The organism is Paenibacillus sp. Cedars, from assembly GCF_003184205.1.
Lineage (GTDB): Bacteria > Bacillota > Bacilli > Paenibacillales > Paenibacillaceae > Paenibacillus_AQ > Paenibacillus_AQ glucanolyticus.
In genome coordinates this window covers 1,244,780-1,264,871 of the sequence record NZ_CP020866.1, presented here as the reverse complement: position 1 = coordinate 1,264,871, position 20,092 = coordinate 1,244,780, and the positions used below count along the sequence as shown (strand labels likewise).

General features: G+C 51.3%; 14 protein-coding genes. 4 read left to right on the top strand and 10 right to left on the bottom strand.

Going from position 1 to position 20,092, the window contains the following annotated elements; genetic code table 11:
* The first annotated feature begins 145 nt into the window (after positions 1-145).
* The 3 genes from B9D94_RS07530 (at position 146) to B9D94_RS07520 (ending at position 5,139) form a co-directional block, all read left to right on the top strand.
* A complete protein-coding gene (locus B9D94_RS07530) occupies positions 146-1,339 on the top strand; it encodes an oxalate decarboxylase family bicupin (RefSeq protein ID WP_006211871.1) in 1,194 nt (397 codons plus the stop codon).
* 183 nt (positions 1,340-1,522) lie between these two features.
* Complete coding sequence (locus tag B9D94_RS07525) at positions 1,523-1,975, top strand: MarR family winged helix-turn-helix transcriptional regulator (RefSeq protein WP_036641467.1); 453 nt, start codon at positions 1,523-1,525, stop codon at positions 1,973-1,975.
* Positions 1,972-5,139: an MMPL family transporter gene (locus B9D94_RS07520; RefSeq protein ID WP_148246743.1), complete on the top strand. Its 3,168-nt coding sequence runs from the start codon at positions 1,972-1,974 to the stop codon at positions 5,137-5,139. Before B9D94_RS07525 ends, B9D94_RS07520 begins: the two co-directional genes overlap by 4 nt.
* A gap of 272 nt (positions 5,140-5,411) precedes the next feature.
* Here the strand turns inward: B9D94_RS07520 and B9D94_RS07515 are convergent, their stop codons facing one another.
* Positions 5,412-6,086, bottom strand: a complete 675-nt coding sequence (locus B9D94_RS07515; RefSeq protein WP_006211875.1) for an O-methyltransferase — start codon at positions 6,084-6,086, stop codon at positions 5,412-5,414.
* A gap of 132 nt (positions 6,087-6,218) precedes the next feature.
* Between B9D94_RS07515 and B9D94_RS07510 the strand changes: the two genes are divergently transcribed.
* Positions 6,219-7,106, top strand: coding sequence for a LysR family transcriptional regulator (locus tag B9D94_RS07510; RefSeq protein ID WP_148246742.1), 888 nt, complete (start codon positions 6,219-6,221; stop codon positions 7,104-7,106).
* 241 nt (positions 7,107-7,347) lie between these two features.
* Here B9D94_RS07510 and B9D94_RS07505 read toward each other — a convergent pair whose 3' ends face one another.
* The 9 genes from B9D94_RS07505 to B9D94_RS07460 form a co-directional block, all read right to left on the bottom strand.
* Positions 7,348-8,601, bottom strand: coding sequence for a right-handed parallel beta-helix repeat-containing protein (locus B9D94_RS07505; RefSeq protein WP_148246741.1), 1,254 nt, complete (start codon positions 8,599-8,601; stop codon positions 7,348-7,350).
* A 785-nt stretch (positions 8,602-9,386) separates the two neighbouring features.
* The gene (gene rhaS, locus B9D94_RS07500; protein WP_006211878.1) at positions 9,387-10,436 is read right to left on the bottom strand and encodes a rhamnose ABC transporter substrate-binding protein; all 1,050 of its coding nucleotides are present in this window, start codon (positions 10,434-10,436) and stop codon (positions 9,387-9,389) included.
* 85 nt (positions 10,437-10,521) lie between these two features.
* The gene (locus tag B9D94_RS07495) at positions 10,522-11,511 is read right to left on the bottom strand and encodes an ABC transporter permease (RefSeq protein WP_148246740.1); all 990 of its coding nucleotides are present in this window, start codon (positions 11,509-11,511) and stop codon (positions 10,522-10,524) included.
* Between the two features lie 4 nt (positions 11,512-11,515).
* Positions 11,516-12,568: an ABC transporter permease gene (locus B9D94_RS07490; protein ID WP_172963920.1), complete on the bottom strand. Its 1,053-nt coding sequence runs from the start codon at positions 12,566-12,568 to the stop codon at positions 11,516-11,518.
* A 17-nt stretch (positions 12,569-12,585) separates the two neighbouring features.
* Positions 12,586-14,100, bottom strand: coding sequence for a sugar ABC transporter ATP-binding protein (locus tag B9D94_RS07485; protein ID WP_063480269.1), 1,515 nt, complete (start codon positions 14,098-14,100; stop codon positions 12,586-12,588).
* A gap of 321 nt (positions 14,101-14,421) precedes the next feature.
* Positions 14,422-15,180: a DUF899 domain-containing protein gene (locus B9D94_RS07475; RefSeq protein ID WP_148246738.1), complete on the bottom strand. Its 759-nt coding sequence runs from the start codon at positions 15,178-15,180 to the stop codon at positions 14,422-14,424.
* Between the two features lie 230 nt (positions 15,181-15,410).
* A complete protein-coding gene (locus tag B9D94_RS07470) occupies positions 15,411-17,039 on the bottom strand; it encodes a response regulator transcription factor (RefSeq protein ID WP_148246737.1) in 1,629 nt (542 codons plus the stop codon).
* A gap of 18 nt (positions 17,040-17,057) precedes the next feature.
* Complete coding sequence (locus tag B9D94_RS07465) at positions 17,058-18,878, bottom strand: cache domain-containing sensor histidine kinase (protein WP_006211885.1); 1,821 nt, start codon at positions 18,876-18,878, stop codon at positions 17,058-17,060.
* The gene (locus tag B9D94_RS07460; protein ID WP_235187413.1) at positions 18,868-19,929 is read right to left on the bottom strand and encodes an autoinducer 2 ABC transporter substrate-binding protein; all 1,062 of its coding nucleotides are present in this window, start codon (positions 19,927-19,929) and stop codon (positions 18,868-18,870) included. Before B9D94_RS07460 ends, B9D94_RS07465 begins: the two co-directional genes overlap by 11 nt.
* Positions 19,930-20,092: the final 163 nt, after the last annotated feature.

Below are 20,092 nucleotides of genomic sequence, written 5' to 3'. Positions count from 1 at the left end.
AGTGATAAACATCATGGCATAGGGGTTCATCGTGTGCCGCATTTAACCCTCATATTAGTCAAGCACCCCCTCATAATCATAAAAGATAGCAGTTTTAATCGGATGTTCGTAGATAAATGAACACGTGGAGGGAGAAACAAAATTCATGGGGAATCAGAGCCATAACCAAAAGAATCAGCATCATGTGCCTCAGCCAATACGCAGTGACGGAGCCGGCGGGCCTGACTATGGCCCGCGGGACGTGATGAGGGATATCGAGAATCCCGACTTGCTTGTGCCTCCAGCTACGGATGCGGGATTAATGCCCAATCTGAAAATGTCCTTCTCCGACACGCATATGCAGCTCAATCATGGTGGCTGGTCGCGGGAAATTACGGTGCGGGACCTGCCGATTGCCACCACACTTGCCGGCGTCAATATGAGCCTTACGCCCGGCGGCGTGCGGGAGCTGCATTGGCATCAGCAGGCGGAATGGGCCTACATGATCTGGGGCAGCGCCAGAATTACGTCCGTGGATCAAAACGGAAGAAATTTCATCGCAGACGTGGGTCCAGGCGATCTGTGGTATTTTCCCGCCGGTCTCCCCCACTCCATCCAGGGACTGGAGGAGGGCTGTGAATTCCTGCTTGTGTTTGACAACGGCCACTTCTCGGATCTCAATACCTTGTCGATTTCCGATTGGTTTGCCCATACCCCCAAGGATGTGTTGTCTGCCAACTTCGGCGTACCGGAGAACGCATTTGACCATATCCCGGACAAACAGGTCTACATTTTTCAGGATCAGGTTCCGGGCTCGCTTGAAAGCCAGGAGGTCCAGTCGCCTTACGGGAACGTGCCGCTCAGCTTCAAGCACCGCCTGCTGGCGCAAGAACCGATCGTAACCCCTGGCGGAAGTGTAAGAATCGTGGACTCCAGTAATTTCCCGATCTCCAAAACCATTGCTGCTGCCCTCGTCGAGATTAAACCAGGCGCCATGCGGGAGCTCCATTGGCACCCGAATCAGGATGAATGGCAGTATTACCTGTCCGGACAGGGACGCATGACCGTATTCGCGGGCCACGGCACGGCACGGACCTTTGATTACAGAGCCGGTGATGTGGGATATGTTCCATTTGCTTTTGGCCACTACATCCAGAACACAGGCACGGAATCGCTATGGTTTCTGGAAATGTTCAGAAGCGACCGGTTCGAGGATGTATCCTTGAATCAATGGATGGCATTGACTCCTCGGGACCTAGTCCAGGATAACCTGAGAGTCGGACCCGATGTAACCGATGCTTTACGTAAAGAAAAATGGCCTGTTGTAAAATATCCGGGATTCTCGTATTACCCAAGGTAAAGTTCTAACTCCTGTTTGAACGGGGCCGGTTCTTCAACAGTTACATAATACAGACCTGCCAAGGAGACTCCTTCATGGCGGTCTGTTTGCTCCCATTCTGACATTTGACTTTTCTTTCCTTCTGCCATATAGTTCATTAATGAAACTATTTCACACGTGAACTATTCGAAAGGAGAACTATTCTTGAACGATAAGGCAAAGCAATGGATCGACCGGTATGTGGACGTCTACCTGCTGGTAACCCGCCGGATCAACGCCCAGATTCGGGAGCATCTCGGAGAGGATCTGACCCATGACCAGTTTCAGGTTGTGCGTTTGATCAACAGCATCGATCACTGTACTTCATCCCATTTGGCTGAGACGCTTGCCGTTGGTAAGAGCTCGATCACCGCCATCGTCAATCGTCTGGTGGATGCAGGCATTATTGACCGAACCCGGGACGAAGCGGACCGAAGGCTGGTGTATTTGTCGTTAACGGAATACGGCAATTCCATTTTTGAGTCAGCCCAGGAGCAGGTGCGGGAGATCATCTCCCCTTACTTGCAGCATTTTGAAGAAAAAGATATTGAAATGTTCATCTCGATGTTCGAGAAGCTGGGGCAGTTGATGTTTGAATCAGGAGGGAGAAAAAATTGAAAGCCATACTGAAAGCAAGATGGGCAATCATCGTTCTATGGCTGGCAGCAGCTGTTGTGCTGTTTATGCTCGCGCCTTCCATGTCAGACCTGGTTCGGGAGAAGGGTCAGCTATCCGTACCTGACGGATACAGCTCGTCGCGGGCCACAGAAATTCTCAAGGAAGCATCAGGCGGAGAAGGCGGAGAAACCCTGCATCAGGTTGCACTTGTCTTCAACAAGCCCGACGGGCTAAGCACCGCGGACAAGGATAGTATCCGGCAAGGCGTTCAAGCCTTAAACGACAATAAAGAAAGCCTCCACATCGATTCCATCAATGAACCGTTCACGCAGACGGAGCTGGAAGACACCCTGATTGCAAAGGACGGCAAGACCATCATGGTCGCACTGCAGGTCAGCGGGGGCCAAGAGGCTGTAAAGGCACTTCCCGATAAGGTCAATGAGGTGCTGGAGGGCGTTCAAGCCGATCATTACCTGACAAGTGAAGGCCTCATTAATGAAGATACCATCGTCAGCTCCGAAGAAGGCCTGAAGAAAACGGAATATATTACGGTTGTCTTTATTCTCCTCATTCTATTCGTGGTATTCCGTTCCTTTGTAGCGCCATTCGTTCCACTGTTGACCGTAGGACTCAGTTACATTGTGTCACAATCGGTTGTATCTTTTCTCGTGGACCAGTTTAACTTCCCGATATCGAGCTTCACCCAGATCTTCATGGTCGCCGTCATGTTCGGGATCGGAACCGACTACTGCATCCTGCTGATCAGTCGGTTCAAGGAAGAACTGACGGCATCAGAAGATACGCAATCGGCTATCATCGAGACCTATCGGAAAGCCGGAGGGACCGTGCTTTATTCCGGGCTTGCCGTATTTGTCGGTTTTGCCGCCATCGGTTTATCGAAATTCATTCTCTACAAATCCGCGGTTGCGGTTGCGATCGGCATCGCGGTTATGCTTCTAGCGTTGGTTACGGTCGTACCGTTTTTCATGGCGGTGCTTGGCAAGAAACTGTTCTGGCCGTCACGCGGCAAGCTTGAGCACAGCGAGAACAAACTATGGGGAGCAGCAGGCTCCTTCTCTCTCAAGCGTCCTTGGGCTGCACTGCTGGTCGTGGCTGTCATCGTAGCCCCTTTCCTTGTTACGTACAGCGGCAAGCTGTCGTTTAACAGTCTGGAGGAGATCGGTCCAAGTTACGCTTCGGTCAAGGGCTTTAACATTATCTCGGACAGCTTCGGTCCAGGGCAATCGCTGCCCTCCACGATCGTAATCAAGAATGATGATCGAATGGATACGGCGGAATATATGGGACTCGCGGAGAAAATCAGCCGTGAGGTGGAAAAGGTTGATGGGGTATCCAGCGTCCGCAGTCTCTCCCGTCCAACCGGCGAGCAAATTAATGATTTCCTCATCCCAACGCAGGTCAAAACGTTAAATGAAGGGTTGGGAGAGTCCAAAGACGGATTGACTCAAATTCAGAATGGATTATCCGAAGCGGGCAAACAGCTCAGCGAAAATACGCCTAAACTGAATGAAGCCGCAGCGGGGGCCAAAGAACTGACCAAGGGAACCGCCGATCTTAAGGACGGCATTACCGAACTTGGTCAAGGTCTCAGCACCATTCAAAAAGGTATTCAGAGCGGAAGTGCGGGCGCCGGCGAACTTAAATCCGGACTTGCGCAAGCTGCGCAGAGCGCTAAAGAGTTAGCTGCCGCAAATGCCCAGCTGCTCCAGGGCTATAAACAGCTTGATACCGGATTAACAGCTCTTGACGGCGGCGTTGCCGGACTTCAGGAGCAGCTGGGTGGCGTAGCTGCTGCACTGGGCGGACTTGACGGTTCCTTCACAAGCCTTGAGAGCAACTATCCGGAGCTAATTCAAGATACCGACTACCAAACCATTAAGGGAACCGTAACACAAACAGCAGCAGGTACTGCCGAGTTGGCTGCGGGTCTTGGACAGATCTCCGAGCAGCTCAAGGGCGCATCCGCCGGCTTATCGGAAGCGAACACCGGATACGCTAAAGCGGCCGCCGGGCAAAAGGCGCTTGCCGACGGACTCCAGCAGCTGGTGTCCGGTATCGGTGAGCTTCAATCCGGCCTCTCCCAGGCAGCTAGCGGGCAAGGCCAGATCATAGGTCAAATCCCTTCCATTACAGGTGGGCTGGATCAGCTTCAGGGCGGTCAGAAGCAGCTTGCCGACGGGTTTGGCGATCTGACCGGGCAGATCGGAGAGCTGACCGAAGGCCTGAATTCCAGTGCCGACGGGCTGAAACAAATCTCGGACGGACTGCATTCCGCCCAGGATTATCTGCAGCAGATTCAGGATGTTCAGGATGAAGAGCTCAGCGGATTCTTCATTCCGCAGGAAGCGCTTGAGAATGAAGAATTTCAGACCGTATTTGATACCTACTTGACCGATAACCGCAAAGTGATGACGCTGGATGTTGTCTTGGCTACCAATCCATACAGCGAAGAAGCGCTAGGCAGCGTCGAGCAGATCCAAACCGCAGTCGATCGTGCCGTGAAGGATACGAAGCTGGAGAACGCCGAAGTTGCCATCAGCGGCATCACCAGCACCAACAACGACCTGCAGAATATTTCGAATGAAGACTACACGCGGACCGTGATTCTCATGCTGAGCGGGATCTTCATCATTCTGGTCGTGCTGCTGCGCTCCATCGTGATGCCGATCTATCTGATTGTTTCATTGGTCATTACGTACTTTACCGCAGTCGGTGTTACGGAGATGATCTTTGTCCACGGCTTCGGATATTCCGGCATCACCTGGGCCACGCCGTTCTTCAGCTTTGTCATGCTGATCGCACTCGGGGTGGACTACAGCATCTTCCTGATGGCACGCTTCAACGAGAATAAGAGCTGGGATGTTCAGGACGCCATTCTTCATGCCATGCGCAATATGGGTACGGTGATCCTGTCTGCCATGGTCATCCTTGGCGGTACATTTGCAGCAATGTATCCATCCGGCGTACTGTCGATGATGCAGATCGCAACGGTGGTTCTGGTTGGCCTTGTGCTCTATGCACTGGTATTCCTGCCATTCTTCGTACCGGTCATGGTACGCATCTTCGGCCGGGCCAACTGGTGGCCCTTCACTCCCAAAGAGCGGAGCGAATCCTCTAGTAAAGGACATGATCTGAAGATGTAATTCAAGCGCACGAACATGCATGCTGATCTGCCTTCTTTTATGAAAAAGAAGCGCCTTGCATGTGAGCGGCAGTTTCTCTTTCTCCAGGCTTATCCGGTGCTTCACACGGACCGTGCATGCTGGTTAAACACAACAAAGGGCTGCACCAGGGTATAACTTACCTTGGGTGCAGCTCTTTTTTTCCTGCGTTCCGATACATGGCTTCTCCTGGTTTGCCTTTTCAGCGTATGTCTTATTCCGTTTAAGGGCTTAGTGCGATCTCATATTGCTGCCTACTGTACAATACCAATGTAGAATCCGTCATACCCTTTGCTTCCCACGGTTTGAATAGCGGTCCCGGAAATGGCCGGCTCGCCGGAGAGCATATCCATGAACTTGCGGATGCCTTGCACCCGAGGATCCGTGCTGTGATGGTCGATCACTTCTCCATCCCGAATGACATTATCGCTTATGACAACGGTACCCGGACGCGAGAACTGTAACGCCCATTTCATATAATTCGGATTGCTCGGTTTATCGGCGTCAATGAAGACCAGATCGAACGGCTCTGCCTTCTCCTTAGCCAACTGCTCCAACTGCACCAACGCATCGCCTACCCGGATTTCGACTCTATCCTCAAGCCCTGCCAATGCCACATTGGATTTGGCAACCTGAGCATGAAACGGATCGAGCTCCAGTGAAATCAGTTTTCCCTCCGGTCCGATCGCTCTTGCCATCCAGATCGTACTGTATCCGCCAAGCGTTCCGATCTCCAGAATGCGCTTTGCTCCCTTGATACGGGCGATGACATTCAACAGCTTTCCCTGAGCCGGGGATACGTCGATTTCGGGCAAGCCAGCCTCCCGGTTTGCGAGCAGCACCTGCTCCAGCACCTCATCGTAAGGGATCAAGCGCTCCGTAACGTAATCGTCCACTTTTCCCCACGTCGTGACATCATTCGTTTTCATTTTGATTTCCTCCTCTTGTTCATTAATCATGGTTCTTACAAATTCATTGTATGTGATTTATTATTATAGATATAATATATCTTTTATTTGTTTATATAACTTAAATATATAAATGGAGGGAGAGCACTTCACATGAACTTACACGCGCTAAGATTATTCCATGTCATAGCAACGACAAGTAGTGTTACCCGCGCTGCCGAACTGTTAAATATAAGCCAGCCCGCCATTACCGCCCAAGTCAAGAAATTTGAGAGAGAACTTTCCCTTACCCTGCTTCAACCGCAAGGTAGAGGCATCGCTCTGACGGAAGCCGGAAAGGAGCTTGTCCCGCTTGCCAAAAGACTCTTCTCCGTTGAGTTGCAGATCGAGCAGTTCTGTCAGGATTTTCGAAGCGGTTCGAGAGGACATATCCGGTTGGCCGCCACTTATCTCCCTTCCCACTTCCTGCTGCCGGCCTGGTTAGCGAGATATAAACAGCAGTATGAAGGCGTGGAGATGAGTATCACAACGACCAACTCCAGCGATGCGCTTAAGCAGCTGCTGAATATGGAAGTCGACATTGCCATCTATGGAGGGCTGCCTGAAGAATCTCCAGATGAGATTCAGACCGAAGAATTGTTTCGGGATGAGCTGTGGTTCGTGGTATCACCGGATCACCGTTTTGCCAATCTGCATATCTCGCTTGATGAGATGATGAGGGAGCCTTTTGTGATGCGGGAGGAGGGAAGCTCAACCCGTGAACGGTTACTGGCCTTATGCCGTACCCATAGCGCCCCTTCGCCGCGCATCGCGCTGCAATTCAATGGTCTGCATGAAGCGATCACCGCCGTCATTGCCGGATACGGTGCCAACTTCGTATCTTCGCTTGTTGTGCGCGAATACGTGGAGCGCGGAGAGCTTAGCCGGGTGTATGTCGAAGGAATCCAGCTGCAAAATATCATCGCGGTCTGCACCCGCAAACAAGAGCCTTTATCCGCCGCAGCCATGAACTTCGTGGATATGATTCGGGATCAGTCCTGACGCCTGATGCGTGAGAATGGTCTGGTTGCCTCTCAGCCTGCTAAATTACCCACGAAATTCATCTGCGATGGTAACCAGTATGTTACGGCAACGATAGACCCGCATGCCGATTCATGGCATACGGGTCTGTCATTGTTGTCGTTACCTCGGGTGCTTTTTCCCCAGTTTACTAAACTATGCCTATGCCGCTACACAGATACAGACCATCGTTGTTATCGTTACTCGGGTGCTTCCTCCACGGCTATTGGACTGTTACGTTCCCTTTGTACATGTTCCCTGCCGGACTTCTCGTATTCTGAGAGGCCGTAGCTGAGGTATTATTATACGCACCGATTACGTACACAGCTGGATCGCTCAAGTAAACGGTATTGCCCGTAAAGGTATTATTGATCCCCCATCCTGGAACGATCTCATGCAGCTGAAACGCATCTACAATGACACTGTTGCCATTCTGATAAGCCGCATTATTCCGAATAATCGCGTTATTCCCCTTCACATCGATGAAGCTGTCGGCATAATTGGCGCCGCTAATTCCCTCGCCATGGAAGGTGCAATTCTCCACCAATGTCCCGATGGATCTCTCCTTGATATCGATGTGCTCTGCCGTAATATTTGGACCGAAAGTGACATTACGAATCGTATTGTAGTGGGTGTTCTGGTTGTAGCTCGCTCCCTCCGCGGAACCTACGTATACGCCTTCTCCGAAGCCCGCGCCTGTCTTGCCGGTATTATGAATACGGGAATTCTCAATCGTGCTGTACGAGGTGCCGTCCCGAAAATGCACAGCTTCATAACCGATATTGTAAACCTCCACACTCGTTATGCGGCTGTAATTGGAATTATCCAGCAGAATGCCCTTCTGTGCATTGGTAAACTTCAAGTTTCGGATGATCCAATAGTCACCTTGAACCCGTAAGCTATACCCCGAGCCCGTAGAGTAACCAGAAATAATGGCCGGATTCGCCGGATCCTGGCTCTCAATGACAACCGGTTGCTGTGCAGTCCCTTTAACCGTGGACGAGAAGCTCCCTGTGTATGTACCCGGCGCCAGAACGATGCGTTTACCAGGAACCACATTCTTCAATGCACTCTGTAGACATGAAGTTGTTGAGCAAGCAATCGCATCAGAAGGCACCTCCGGCGGAGCGCTTCCTCCGCCATCCCCTTCACCCGGTCCGCATGGCCCCTTGTCTTCCCATACTCCCCATTGTCCGGTTGTACCTGGCTCCTCGCCTGTCGTCCACCACTTGGCCCTCCATAGCTTGCCTGCATGTGATACCTCGGCCCCGCTGCTATAGGCGCTTCCTGTACTCCATGGTACGGCCGCACACTCGGCAAGCACCGCAACTTCACCGGCTGACGCCTCACCGGGCGAGGTTTGCGGTTCGGCGCTCGCGATGCCCCATGTAACAAACGTGCCCAGCAACAGCAGCAGTGCCATGACAGTCATGGTCGTTTTCTTCAGCCTGCGCGAACGTGAGCGTGCCTTCTTCATAAATCTCATCATCCCCTTTATGAATTCGTTCGCCATCGTAACCGATCAGCGACATTATCATATTAATGAGATCGAGAACCAAAATATTCTATGGATGTCGAAACAAATATAATGATTCATATCTGAATCCCTAGCGGACTGATAAGGCGCTATTCGAAAGAAATGCTCCATTTGAAAAAGATAACGGACCTGAAGAGCGTTATTTACACAAAAAAGGGGCAAACAAGCGATGAAACGACTTCATAACGCCTGCTGTGTCCGTTACATTTGGAAAAGATGCTTATTTTCGAAAATAACGCCTCTTGTGTCCGTTATATTTGCAAAAGAGGTTCTCACGACTATAACGCCTACTGTGTCCGTTGCTTTCGAATGAGAGGTTCTAATAACGCCTACTGTCCGTTACAATTGTGATAGGAGCTTTTCGATAATACGCCTGCTGTGTCCGTTAGAAATCACTCCATGTCCTCGCCGGTGAATACATTCTGAAATCCGATCAATCGGCGCTTCATACAGCCTGACGATCTGTTCAACTTTAAAAAGCCGATCCGGCTGGATCGGCTTCCTCGCTCATTACTTACATGCTCATCATTTTACTTGCTCTCTACTTTACTTGCTCACTACTTCACTTACTTATTACTTTACTTGCTCTCTACTTTTCTTGCTCACTACTTCACTTACTTATTACTTTACTTGCTCTCTACTTTACTCGCCCATCACTTAACATGCTCAAGCTGCGCCCCTAATGCACAGAGCGCCTTAACTTATCAGCTTTACGCGGCGTGCTATTAGTACACGTCTTTCCACTCGGCAATATTCGAGGCGTCGAATTTGAACGGGTCGCCCAGCATGATCTGCGTACCCTCACCGTCGGCGACAATCTCCTTCTCACCCAATTCGCCGGCCGTAAACTTGTTGCCTACGGCCCCGGTAATATCGCCTTTGACCAAAGCATCCGCCGTGTAACCCGTCATATAACCAACATCAATCGGGTTCCATAAATACATCCACTGGCTGACACCGCTCTGAATGTACTCGGCCATCTCGCTTGGAAGCCCCAGACCGGTCAGCTGCACCTTGCCTTTCAGGCCTTTATCAGTCAGCACTTTGCCTGCCGCAGCGATACCGACAGTGGTGGGAGCGATGATCCCCTTGAGATCCGGATACGATTTCAACAGAGCCTCTGTCTCGGACACACTCTTATCACGCAGGTCATCCCCGTAAGCCACTTTGACAAGCTCGATGCTGCTGTATTTCGGATCTTCCAGTTCCTTCTTCATCCATTCGATCCAGATGTTCTGGTTTGATGCTTGGGATGTCGCACTCAGAATGGCAATCTGTCCCTCATTGCCAATCATTTCGGCTACCCCTTGAATCAAGGTACGACCGATACGCTCAGGGTCGGCTTGGTTGACATGGACCTTGCGGCTGGCCGGATTCAGTGCCGAATCCAGAGACAGCACTTGAATTCCCGCGTTCATCGCTTTTTTCAGCGCTGGCTGCAAGGCATCCTCGTCGTTGGCAGCCACGGAGATGCTGTCGACTTTTTGTGAGATCAGCTCTTCGATCATCTGAATCTGCGCTTCAGCTGTCGGTTGATCCGGAGCCTTCAGAATAGCTTCATTCCCTTGCTCCTCCACCGCATTCTTGAAACCCTCCATCATTTTCTCACCGTATGGATTTCCTGTGTTTTTGAAAATAATGGCGTGTTTTTTCTTACCGTCCTTGTTGCCATCTCCCGCAGAAGCACTGCTCTCTCCAGGCGCTTTCGTGCTGCATGCCGCCAGCAAGCTCATGACCATAACCGCTGTCAGTATGGTGGATACCCACTTCTTCATCCGTCGTTCCTCCCTTTTATATATCATGTTCTATGCGTATCACCGACGCTTGAAACGCCAGCATCTACCAACATGTAAATCCGTACTAGCCCTTACGTGATAACCCTTTGCCAAATTTCAGCTTGGGAACAGCTACGGCAACGATAAGCAGCAGTCCGATAATGACGAGCAGCACCTGGGCCTGTACGTTAACAAGTCCGAGTCCGTAGCGAAGGAAGCCAATCAGGAATATCGCCAAAATCGCACCGATCATGCGCCCCTTCCCGCCTGCTGTACTGATACCGCCAAGTACTACCATGGCAATGACGTCCAACTCGTAGCCTGTCGCTACATTCGGTCTGGTGCTGCCCATTCTGGAGGCAAGGAACAAGGCCGCAATTGCCGACATGAGCCCGGTCAAGGTAAACACCATCATCTTGATCTTATTCACCTGAATACCGGAGAAACGGCTTGCCGTCGAATTGCTGCCCATCGCATACACGCTGCGCCCGAACTTCGTTTTGTGGAGCAGCCAGCCGAACCCTGCGGCAAAGATAGCAAATACAATCAGAATGAAGGGAATCGGGCCCACGTAACCCCAGCCGAGGAAGCTGAACCATTCCGGGAACGAGCCTGCAGCCTGATCCTCCAGCATAATGTAAGCAATACCCCGATAAATGATCATGGTGGACAAGGTCACAATGACCGCTGACAGCTCTTTAAACTTCACGATCAGCAGACCGTTAATGAAGCCGCAGAGGATACCGACACCAAGACAGATCAGCATGGCAAAACTCATGGGCACACCATGGTTATACAGATCAGCCATCACCGTCGATGACAGAGCGATGATCGAAGCTACCGAAATATCGATATCCCCCAGAATCATGATGAACACCATCGGGAGTACAATGAACGCTTTATCCAAAAACCCCATGGTGGCATCACGCAGATTTGCCGAATCCCAGTAATACTCGGACAAATTCATGTTCATGACATGGATTGCGATAAACAGAAGAACCAGCATCCATTCCCATTGGAGAAAGAAGCGTTTCCAGGAAAAATCCTGTTTATGGATGAGCACTCTTGTTTCCATCGTCTTAAATTCTCCTCCTCATCAAATGACTTCGGTCTACCCCGCGCTTCACAAACGCATTCACCAAAATGGCAATCAGAATGACGCCTCCCTGAATGCCCATCTGCCAGAATGGCGATACGTTGATTAGCGGCAGAGCATTATTCAAGATGCCAAACAGGATGGAGCCTAAGAGAATGCCGGATATTTTGCCCGAGCCGCCAGCGATGCTGACACCGCCAAGCACGCAGGCTGCGATCACGCTTAGTTCGTACCCGGATGCCGTGTCCCCTTGGGCGGACGCGAATTTGGATACCCACAGCACCCCTGCCAGACCGGCCAAGGAGCCCATAATGGCATAGACCAGCCAGATAATGCGGTCCGACTTGATCCCGCTGATCCGGGCGGAATCGGGGTTACTGCCCACCGCATAAATTTGTCGACCTGTACGAGTATGCTGAATGAAATAATACGCAACCAGATAAATAACAATGGCAATGAGAATCAGGTTGTTCACGCCGAGGAAGCTGCCGGTGGCAATACCTTTGAAGCTGCTCGGCATTTGATGGGCGCTGACCCATTTTCCCCCGCTGATCATATATGTCAACCCTCGGAACACATTCATCATCCCGAGTGTCGCAATAATCGGCAGAATGCCCACCTTCGCCACCAGGAAACCTACGACCAACCCGCTGATCCAACCTACCGCCGTTCCCAGCATAATGACCAGTGCCGGGTGCAGGTCCGGGAATGCCCCGACTGTGAGTGCTGCAGTCATACCGGACAGCGCTAAAATGGCACCAATGGACAGATCAATGCCCCGAGTGACAATAACCAGCATCATCCCTACTGCCAAAATGCTTAATATAGCCGTATTGGTTGCCATATCGCTGATGTTCTCAAGGGTCAGAAAGCTCGGGTTCCTGATCTGCACCGCAATCGATAACAGCACGATGAAACCGAGCAACCCCACTTCCCTGAACTTCGAAATATTCGATGCAAAAGATCGTGTCTTGACTGTCCCTCCCGTAGCGGGCTGTGAAGCTGCGATTGTTGCACCTGTGCCCTTGTCTTCCATAGGTTCTCTCCCACCTTCTATGCTCGTTTATTCAGGGGAGCTTCATCCGCCATCGCATGTTGTAAAATCGCCTCTTGCGAAATTGAAGGACGATCCAGAAATGCCGTGATTCGTCCCTCGCGCATGACAGCAACTCTGTCGCACATGCCAATAATCTCCGGCATTTCAGAAGAAACCATGATAATGCCGTAACCTTGCGCAGCCAGATCGCTGATCATCTCATAGATAGATGATTTGGCGCCGACATCGACCCCCTTGGTCGGTTCATCCAGAATGATGACGTCCAGCTCACTGGTGAGCAGCTTGGCGAATACCACCTTCTGCTGATTGCCGCCGGAGAGCGAGCTTGCCAGATCGAATATACTCTTGGCTTTCACACCGACCTTCTCGGCAATTCGCTTGGCTATATCCGCTTCCGCGGCCGTATCGATCGTCCCCCGCTTGCTCACATGCTCCAGCGAGGACAAGGTAATATTGCGGGCAATGCTCCAGTCCAGCACCAGCCCTTGCTTCTGCCGATCCTCCGGCAGGTATCCGATTCCCTTGCGCATCGCATCAAGCGGACTCCGAATTCGAACAGGCTGCCCTTTGAAGAAAACGCTGCCCTCATCATAGGGTTCGATTCCAAACAACGCCTGGCATACCTCCGTCCTTCCCGCTCCTACGAGACCGGTCAAGCCTAATATTTCGCCCCGATGGAGCATAAAGCTGATGTCCGCAAAATACCCCGTCTTCGACAGCCCTTCTACCCGCAGCAATTCTTCCCCTAGAGCTGCTTCTTTTTTGGGGAATAGCTGGGTAATCTCCCGTCCAACCATTGCTACAATCAGATCCGAATTGGAGATCTCATTCACATTCCAGGTTCCGATATATTTGGAGTCGCGGAACACGGTAACTTTGCTGGCAAGCCGGTACATGTCCTCAAACCGGTGGGAAATGAAGATGATGGCAGCTCCCTTATCCCGCAGTTGTTCGGTTATCCGGTACAACTCCTCGCTTTCGCGGTTGGTCAGCGCTGCGGTCGGCTCATCCATGATGATGATCTTGGCATTGGAGGACAGCGCCTTGGCAATCTCTACGATCTGCTGTTCTGCAATGCTGAGCGCCCCCATCAGCGTCTTGGCACTGAAGGTTGCCCCGAGCTCGGATAGCAGCCGCTGCGCCTCCTCATGCATCTCTTGCCAGAGAATCCGCTTCGTTCCCCGCTTTACTTTTTCATGCCCCATAAAGATATTCTCCGTCACCGACAGATCCGGATAACAGGTAACGTGTTGATATATGGCAGCGATGCCCTGATCCTTGGCAGCATTGGGTGTCTTAAACTCTACATGCTCTCCATTCAACAAAACCTCGCCTTCGTCAGGCTGATATACGCCGGTAATGACTTTAATGAAGGTGGATTTACCCGCGCCGTTCTCTCCCATCAATGCGTGAATCTCGCCTGGCTTGAGCTTGAAATAAACGTTATCCAGCGCCTTGATGCCGGGAAAAATTTTGGTGATTCCTTTCAATTCCAGAATGTACCCAGCCATCGCTCACCCCTCCGAATCCTGTTTTGTTGGCTGTTTCGCAGTTTACTGTACTGATCCTAGGTTACTAATTAAAGCGCTTTCCTTGTAGTAGACAAACCGGTTATGAAGGGGGTCATTTCTGACTACATTTGCGTTTTCTTCATTCTCTTTTGCGTTGTTTGCATTCACTCCCCATAAAAAAAAGCCCCTCATCAATTCATCATTGACGGGAAGCTTTTTTGGATCAAACATAACTGGAGCATTGAATAAAATCAGTGCGTGTTCAAAAAGGTCGGTTTTCAGCACCGAGGCTTGCTAGTTGGGAATAACCACGCCGCAAAGTCAATCCAAGAAGTTAGGGACTGCGCCTCTTGGGGCGACCGTACGGCCCTTGGGCTCCTCCCAAAACTCTTGGCGACCCAGCGCCGTCTCATCGAGAAAGTAGTACGAGCCGCCAGCTTGCTCGAGTCCGCGGGCATAGACCGAGTAGGTGTGAAAGATTCTGTCATCGTCCCGCAGGAAGGAGCTGCGACCGGGCATTTCTATCGGCTGCTTACCCTCAAATATGGATTCTCCGACCTGAGCGTGTTCGATTTTGCTGCGGTAATTGTACACGAGCGGAGTGACGGATTCGTCCAGCGTGACATGGAAATCGTAGTTGAAGTCGCTGCCGTACGAGGAATACCAAGGGAACGTCCATCCCTTGCGTTCTTTGTACCGTTCAATCTTCGCTAGCGGGGCAAGGGAGACATACACAAAAGACGTATCACGGGCGTGCAGATGCCGGAGGTGGCCGCTTGACATTTCATCAGCTCCGGCCGAGCAGCTCGAGCATCCCTGCTCCCAGTCAGGAGCGAACATGAAATGGCCGACAATAAGCTGACTTCGGCCGTCAAACAGGTCGCGCAAACTTGCCTTGCCGTCCGGCCCCTCAAAAACGTATTCCTTGTCAATCTCGACCATCGGCAGTCGGCGGCGTTCGGCGTTCAGTGCATCCCGCGCGCGGGTAGCTTCCTTCTCCTTGGTCAGCAGCTCTTTGCGGGCCGCTAGCCACTCGTCTCGTGTCACGATTTTCGGTAATTCTCCTTTGATCCTGTTCATAATGCTTCCCCTTCCTAGGTGAATAAAGTAGTTTCCTTTAATGGATGAGAATGAGATTAGACTAACCTTAGTCTACCAATTACAACATGTCGTCATTTCTTATCAATTGCTATTATGCCGGTATCCACTCCATGAATATCTTAATCGACAAGCGCACCACACATGTCGGTACTACAACAGCCTCCATCACAAATGACAGGGGCCGTCTCGCTTCTGCACGATATTCATTCTTAATCTGCTCCTTCCAGCCGCTCCCTGTACTTCGAAGGCGTCTCCCCGTACCGCTGCTTAAACTGCCGGCTGAAGTACTTCACATCCTGATATCCGACTAAACTGCATACATCCGAAACCTTATGTTTAGCGTCAGTCAGCAGCTCTTTGGCCCTCTCCATACGCAGATTTGTAATGTAATCCAGCACCGTGACACCGGTTTGCATCTTGAAGGTTCTGCTGAAATAGGACGGATTCATGTACACTCGATCGGCAATGGATTTTATGCTAAGATCGCTCCCCAAATGGGCAATGATCCAGGCTTTCGCCTGCTCCACCGGCTTAAGGCTGCCGCTCTGACGTGAGTCGCGCACCAGGGATATGACATCAAGAATCAGCGTGTCCAGCTCCTTTTTCAACACATGTAAATGTGCCGCCCGGGATAACGACTGAATCCCCTTCTCGAGCGATACCGGTACGGTATCACCGCTGACATATTCAATGCCTACGGAATGGATTTGAATATAGGCGTTCTGTACCGCATATTGAATCGTCATCGGGGAGCTGATCTGACTGAGCCGCTGGAAGAATTGCTGCGACAAGGCAGCGGCTTCCTCCGTATTGGCTTGCTCCGCCACCGCCCGCAGCCGGTGGGCGAAATGGGCAAGCTCACTGTCCATCCGCTCCACCGCCCAATCGGCCATATCATCGTGAAAGGTCCGGTTACTGCCGTAGAGCAAGCGGTAATTCATCAGCGACAGGGATCGCTGCCGCGCCTCTGGAAGCATATACAGATCCTCCATTCGATTGCCGTAGGACACCGACACACTAAATGGCGTATGCAGCGCGATGGCTGTACGAATGCTTGCAGATAAATCACTGGCCGATGGCTCGATTTCAGTGGCTTCCGGGTTTCCATTACTGTGAAGCATCACCCAGTAGTCGGAATCGCCGCCCTTCCAGCACCATTTTTCCATCCGCCCCTCGTATTGCTCCTGCATACGGTCCGCTACCTCGATGATGATATTTTCCATCGCATAATCAAAGGCCTCCCAATCCTTGGAGGTATAGCTTCTGGACTTGACCGGTACCGGATCAAGACTTATATATAACAGCACATACAAGCCCTTCGGAAAATCCTCCACCCAGTAACCGAGCCTTCCCATATCCAGTCCCGCGGAAGTGACGTAACTCAGCATTTGCGTTTGCCGCGTTAATTTCAACTCCCGCTCCATCTTATGGAGATGCAGGCGGTTTCGCTTATTCTGGAGAATGATCGCACTGATCTCCTTCATCCGTCGCCGGAACTGCTCCCGGTCAACCGGCTTCATAATATAATCCACCGCTCCTTCACGGATGGCGGTCTGCATATATTCAAAATCGTTGTACCCGCTGATCATAACCGGGTAGAAGGTGTATCGGCGCTTCGCCTCCTTCACGAGAGTCAGCCCGTCCATATCCGGCATTCTGATATCTGTAATCAACAGATCGATGTCGCCATGGCTTTGATCCATATACTCCAGCGCCTCCAAGCCGCTTGAGAGCACAGCAACGACTTCCCAATTTCCTTCGCAAGTAGACAATAACCGTCCAATGCCTCTGCGGATCCGTGCCTCATCATCTACGATGATCGTACGTATGGCTTCCATCCCCTTGTCCCTCCCTGCTCAATCTTGTTCAAGATCAGATACATCCTCTAAACGGATCATTGGAATTCGAAGGGTGACCTCGGTCCCCTTCCCTTCAACGCTGTGCAGCTGCATGCCATAATGAGGCCCATGCATCATCACAATCCGGGTGTTGACGTTCCCCAGTCCGAACTCTGAATCTTTGCCTGTGAGGGTCTGCTGCCTGAGCGACTCTTCCACCTCCAACAGCCGCCTGGAGGGAATCCCGGGCCCGTTATCCCTGACCTTGATCACGATATCCTCCATACCGCTTCGCAGACCAAGCTCCCTGCTTACAAGGATTTCGACAATCAGCTTGTCACGGGACTCGAGTCCATACTTGACGGCATTCTCCACAATCGGCTGCACGATGAATTTCGGCGTATAATACAACTCCAAATCGTGAGGCTCCAGGATATCAAACGACAGCCGCTGTTCAAAACGAAACTTCTGGATCGTCAAATAGTCCATGACATGCTGCAGCTCCTCCCGAACAGGGACAAACCTCGATTTGTTGCCTACCGAGAACCGCAGCATTCGTCCAAGCTGTGTCACCATGCCCACAACGGCTTCCTTCTCTCCCTCCTCTGCGGCCATGCTGATCGTCTCCAGCGTGTTGTACATAAAGTGGGGATCAATCTGCGATTGCAGCGCATACAGCTCTGCCTCTTTCTGCCGGATTTTGATATCATAGTTCTTCTCAATCAGCTCCCGAATGGTCGCAATCATCGAATTAAAGCTGCGGACCAGAATGCCTACCTCATCCTGTCGCTGCATGTTCAAGCCAACCTGGAATTTCCCGCGCTCGACCTCCTTCATCAGATGAATCAGCTTCTTGATCGGGCTCATCACACGCAGCACAAACACAACCGTCAAACAGGTCGTCACGATCACAAATCCGCTAAAAATCATAATGCTGAGTGTTCTTGTCCAATCCGTTCGGGCTGTCAGATCCTCAAGGGGAATGCTGTGAACCAGAATTCCGTCAAATGTCTGCGATTCCGTTACACTGATCAGCTTCTCGCTCCGGCTTTCCCTGAAGCTCCCGTTCCAGATCGGATACTCATGAACCGCCATATCCATCGATCCGATAAGCTCATGACGGGTGTGGTAGATGACCTCGCCTTTGAGACTGACCATGGCAATCTCGGCATCCTCATTCTGCTCAAAGTCCAGCAGGATCCGATCGATGAATGTGAGCTGCACCGCTATAAACATGGTACCCAGGTCCTTGCGGTTGTCCGTGTCCTGAATCTGCTTCATGATCATGACATAAGGGATATCCCCGTCAAACCGGAGTTTGATCTCGCTGGGAAGAATGATTTTTTCCTTCCCTCTCAAATCCATGTCCTGACCATACGGCGTAAGCATGCTCTCCCAATCCAGACCGGTAAACGGGATCCTTGAGGTGTGGAACAGCCGGTTCCTGGATAATACAAATACGCCTAGAATGTCGCTATTGCTCCCGTTCAGGTACGTCCGCGTCAAATAATTATTCACCGCATACTGGTCTTTGTTCTGATCCGCTTGGCTCTGGTAAGAATCCTTGCGCAGGATCGCCAGTGTATTCTCCGAATTCAGCAGCAGCTTGGGCATCGCCATCACATCCGCAATATGATTGTCGATATTGGCGTTCGCCTGTCTCAAAAATCGCGGCATGTATTCCCCGATCTGTTCCTCGATGGATTCCTTATATTGGATAAAGGAGAAGATTCCGAGCACAGCCATCGGAATCACGGTTAACACGATATAGGTCAGAATCAGCTTCGTGCTCAGCCTGTAATGGTTAAACCTTAACCGCCGCCGTCTCTCAGAAGTCATATTGGCTCACGTTCTCTCTTGTGAAATCAAGCGGCTCGCCCATAATAACTACATCCCCGTTGAACCGGATGCTGCCTACATTCTCGATTTCCTGGCCATGGACAGGGAGATTGCCTTCCAGCAAATTCTTGGCAATTACCACCGTCAGATACCCCAGTTTCTTCGGACTCCATAGTGTCGCCATCTGGGCGGAGCCGTCCTGAAGATAGGATTTCATCAGATTGGGTGTCGACAGGCCAACCACCTTGATATCGCCCTTCTTGCCCGTCTCGCTGACCACCTGTGCGGCCGCCGGCGGTCCTACCGAGGAATTGCCGATGATCCCCTTTAGATCAGGATGCTTGTTAAGCAGCTCCCGGGCGACCTCGTATGCTTGTTGCGGATTATCATCCGTTGCCGCAATCTCCACCAGCTCCATGCCAGGATAATAATGCGTCTGCTGATAACGAATCCATTTGATCCATTCGTTCAGGTTTGAAGCGGAAAGAGCGCCGGTCATGATGGCATATTCCCCTTCTTCTCCCATCGTCCAGGCGAGCGTATCCAGCAGATGGCGGCCGAGTGTCTCGGGATCCACCATATTCACGAACAGCTCCCTGGCCTCAGGCAGGGTATCGGCATCCCAGGTGATAACCCGGATTCCCTGTTCCTTGGCCTGGGTCAGCACGGGCACAAGCCGCTTAGGATCATTAGCCGATATCGCAAGCAGATCGACCTTTCGCTTGATCATGTCTTCGATAACTTTGATCTGCTGCTCGGCATCGGCAATCAGCGGACCATCGTAGATTACGTTCACGTTCAAATCCTTGGCCGCTTCCACAGCACCGTCTTCCACCACGTTAAAGTAAGGAATGCCCGTCACCTTGGGAACGATGCCGATCGTAAAGGGACGGGGCTCTTTATCCTCAATGGAAGAAGATGAGCTCGCTTTTACCGGTTCCATTCGATAGATGACATCATAACGGTCCTGCTTTTGATTGTAGCAAGCGCTTACAAAAAAGAGTAAAAACATCAGCACCATCGTCATCGTTTTGCGGGTCAAACTTCCCACTCCTTATCGCGTCATCAATTTGGATAGATTGTAACAAATGTTTCTGCTGTTTTGAAGGTGACATTTGTTATATCGAGGGTGCTAATCGTTACCTGTACGTCCCTTGTTCGCAATTTCCGTGATTCTCATGAACGACAAAGATCCCCCGAAGGGGATCTCTGTC

What these genes read in the sequence shown, in the direction of transcription:
- rhaS (WP_006211878.1), bottom strand. Translation starts at nt 10,436, where the DNA reads ATGAAGAAGTGGGTATCCACCATACTGACAGCGGTTATGGTCATGAGC.
- B9D94_RS07495 (WP_148246740.1), bottom strand. Translation starts at nt 11,511, where the DNA reads ATGGAAACAAGAGTGCTCATCCATAAACAGGATTTTTCCTGGAAACGC.
- B9D94_RS07465 (WP_006211885.1), bottom strand. Translation starts at nt 18,878, where the DNA reads ATGACTTCTGAGAGACGGCGGCGGTTAAGGTTTAACCATTACAGGCTG.
- B9D94_RS07475 (WP_148246738.1), bottom strand. Translation starts at nt 15,180, where the DNA reads ATGAACAGGATCAAAGGAGAATTACCGAAAATCGTGACACGAGACGAG.
- B9D94_RS07510 (WP_148246742.1), top strand. Translation starts at nt 6,219, where the DNA reads ATGAACTTACACGCGCTAAGATTATTCCATGTCATAGCAACGACAAGT.
- B9D94_RS07470 (WP_148246737.1), bottom strand. Translation starts at nt 17,039, where the DNA reads ATGGAAGCCATACGTACGATCATCGTAGATGATGAGGCACGGATCCGC.
- B9D94_RS07485 (WP_063480269.1), bottom strand. Translation starts at nt 14,100, where the DNA reads ATGGCTGGGTACATTCTGGAATTGAAAGGAATCACCAAAATTTTTCCC.
- B9D94_RS07530 (WP_006211871.1), top strand. Translation starts at nt 146, where the DNA reads ATGGGGAATCAGAGCCATAACCAAAAGAATCAGCATCATGTGCCTCAG.
- B9D94_RS07515 (WP_006211875.1), bottom strand. Translation starts at nt 6,086, where the DNA reads ATGAAAACGAATGATGTCACGACGTGGGGAAAAGTGGACGATTACGTT.
- B9D94_RS07505 (WP_148246741.1), bottom strand. Translation starts at nt 8,601, where the DNA reads ATGAAGAAGGCACGCTCACGTTCGCGCAGGCTGAAGAAAACGACCATG.
- B9D94_RS07490 (WP_172963920.1), bottom strand. Translation starts at nt 12,568, where the DNA reads ATGGAAGACAAGGGCACAGGTGCAACAATCGCAGCTTCACAGCCCGCT.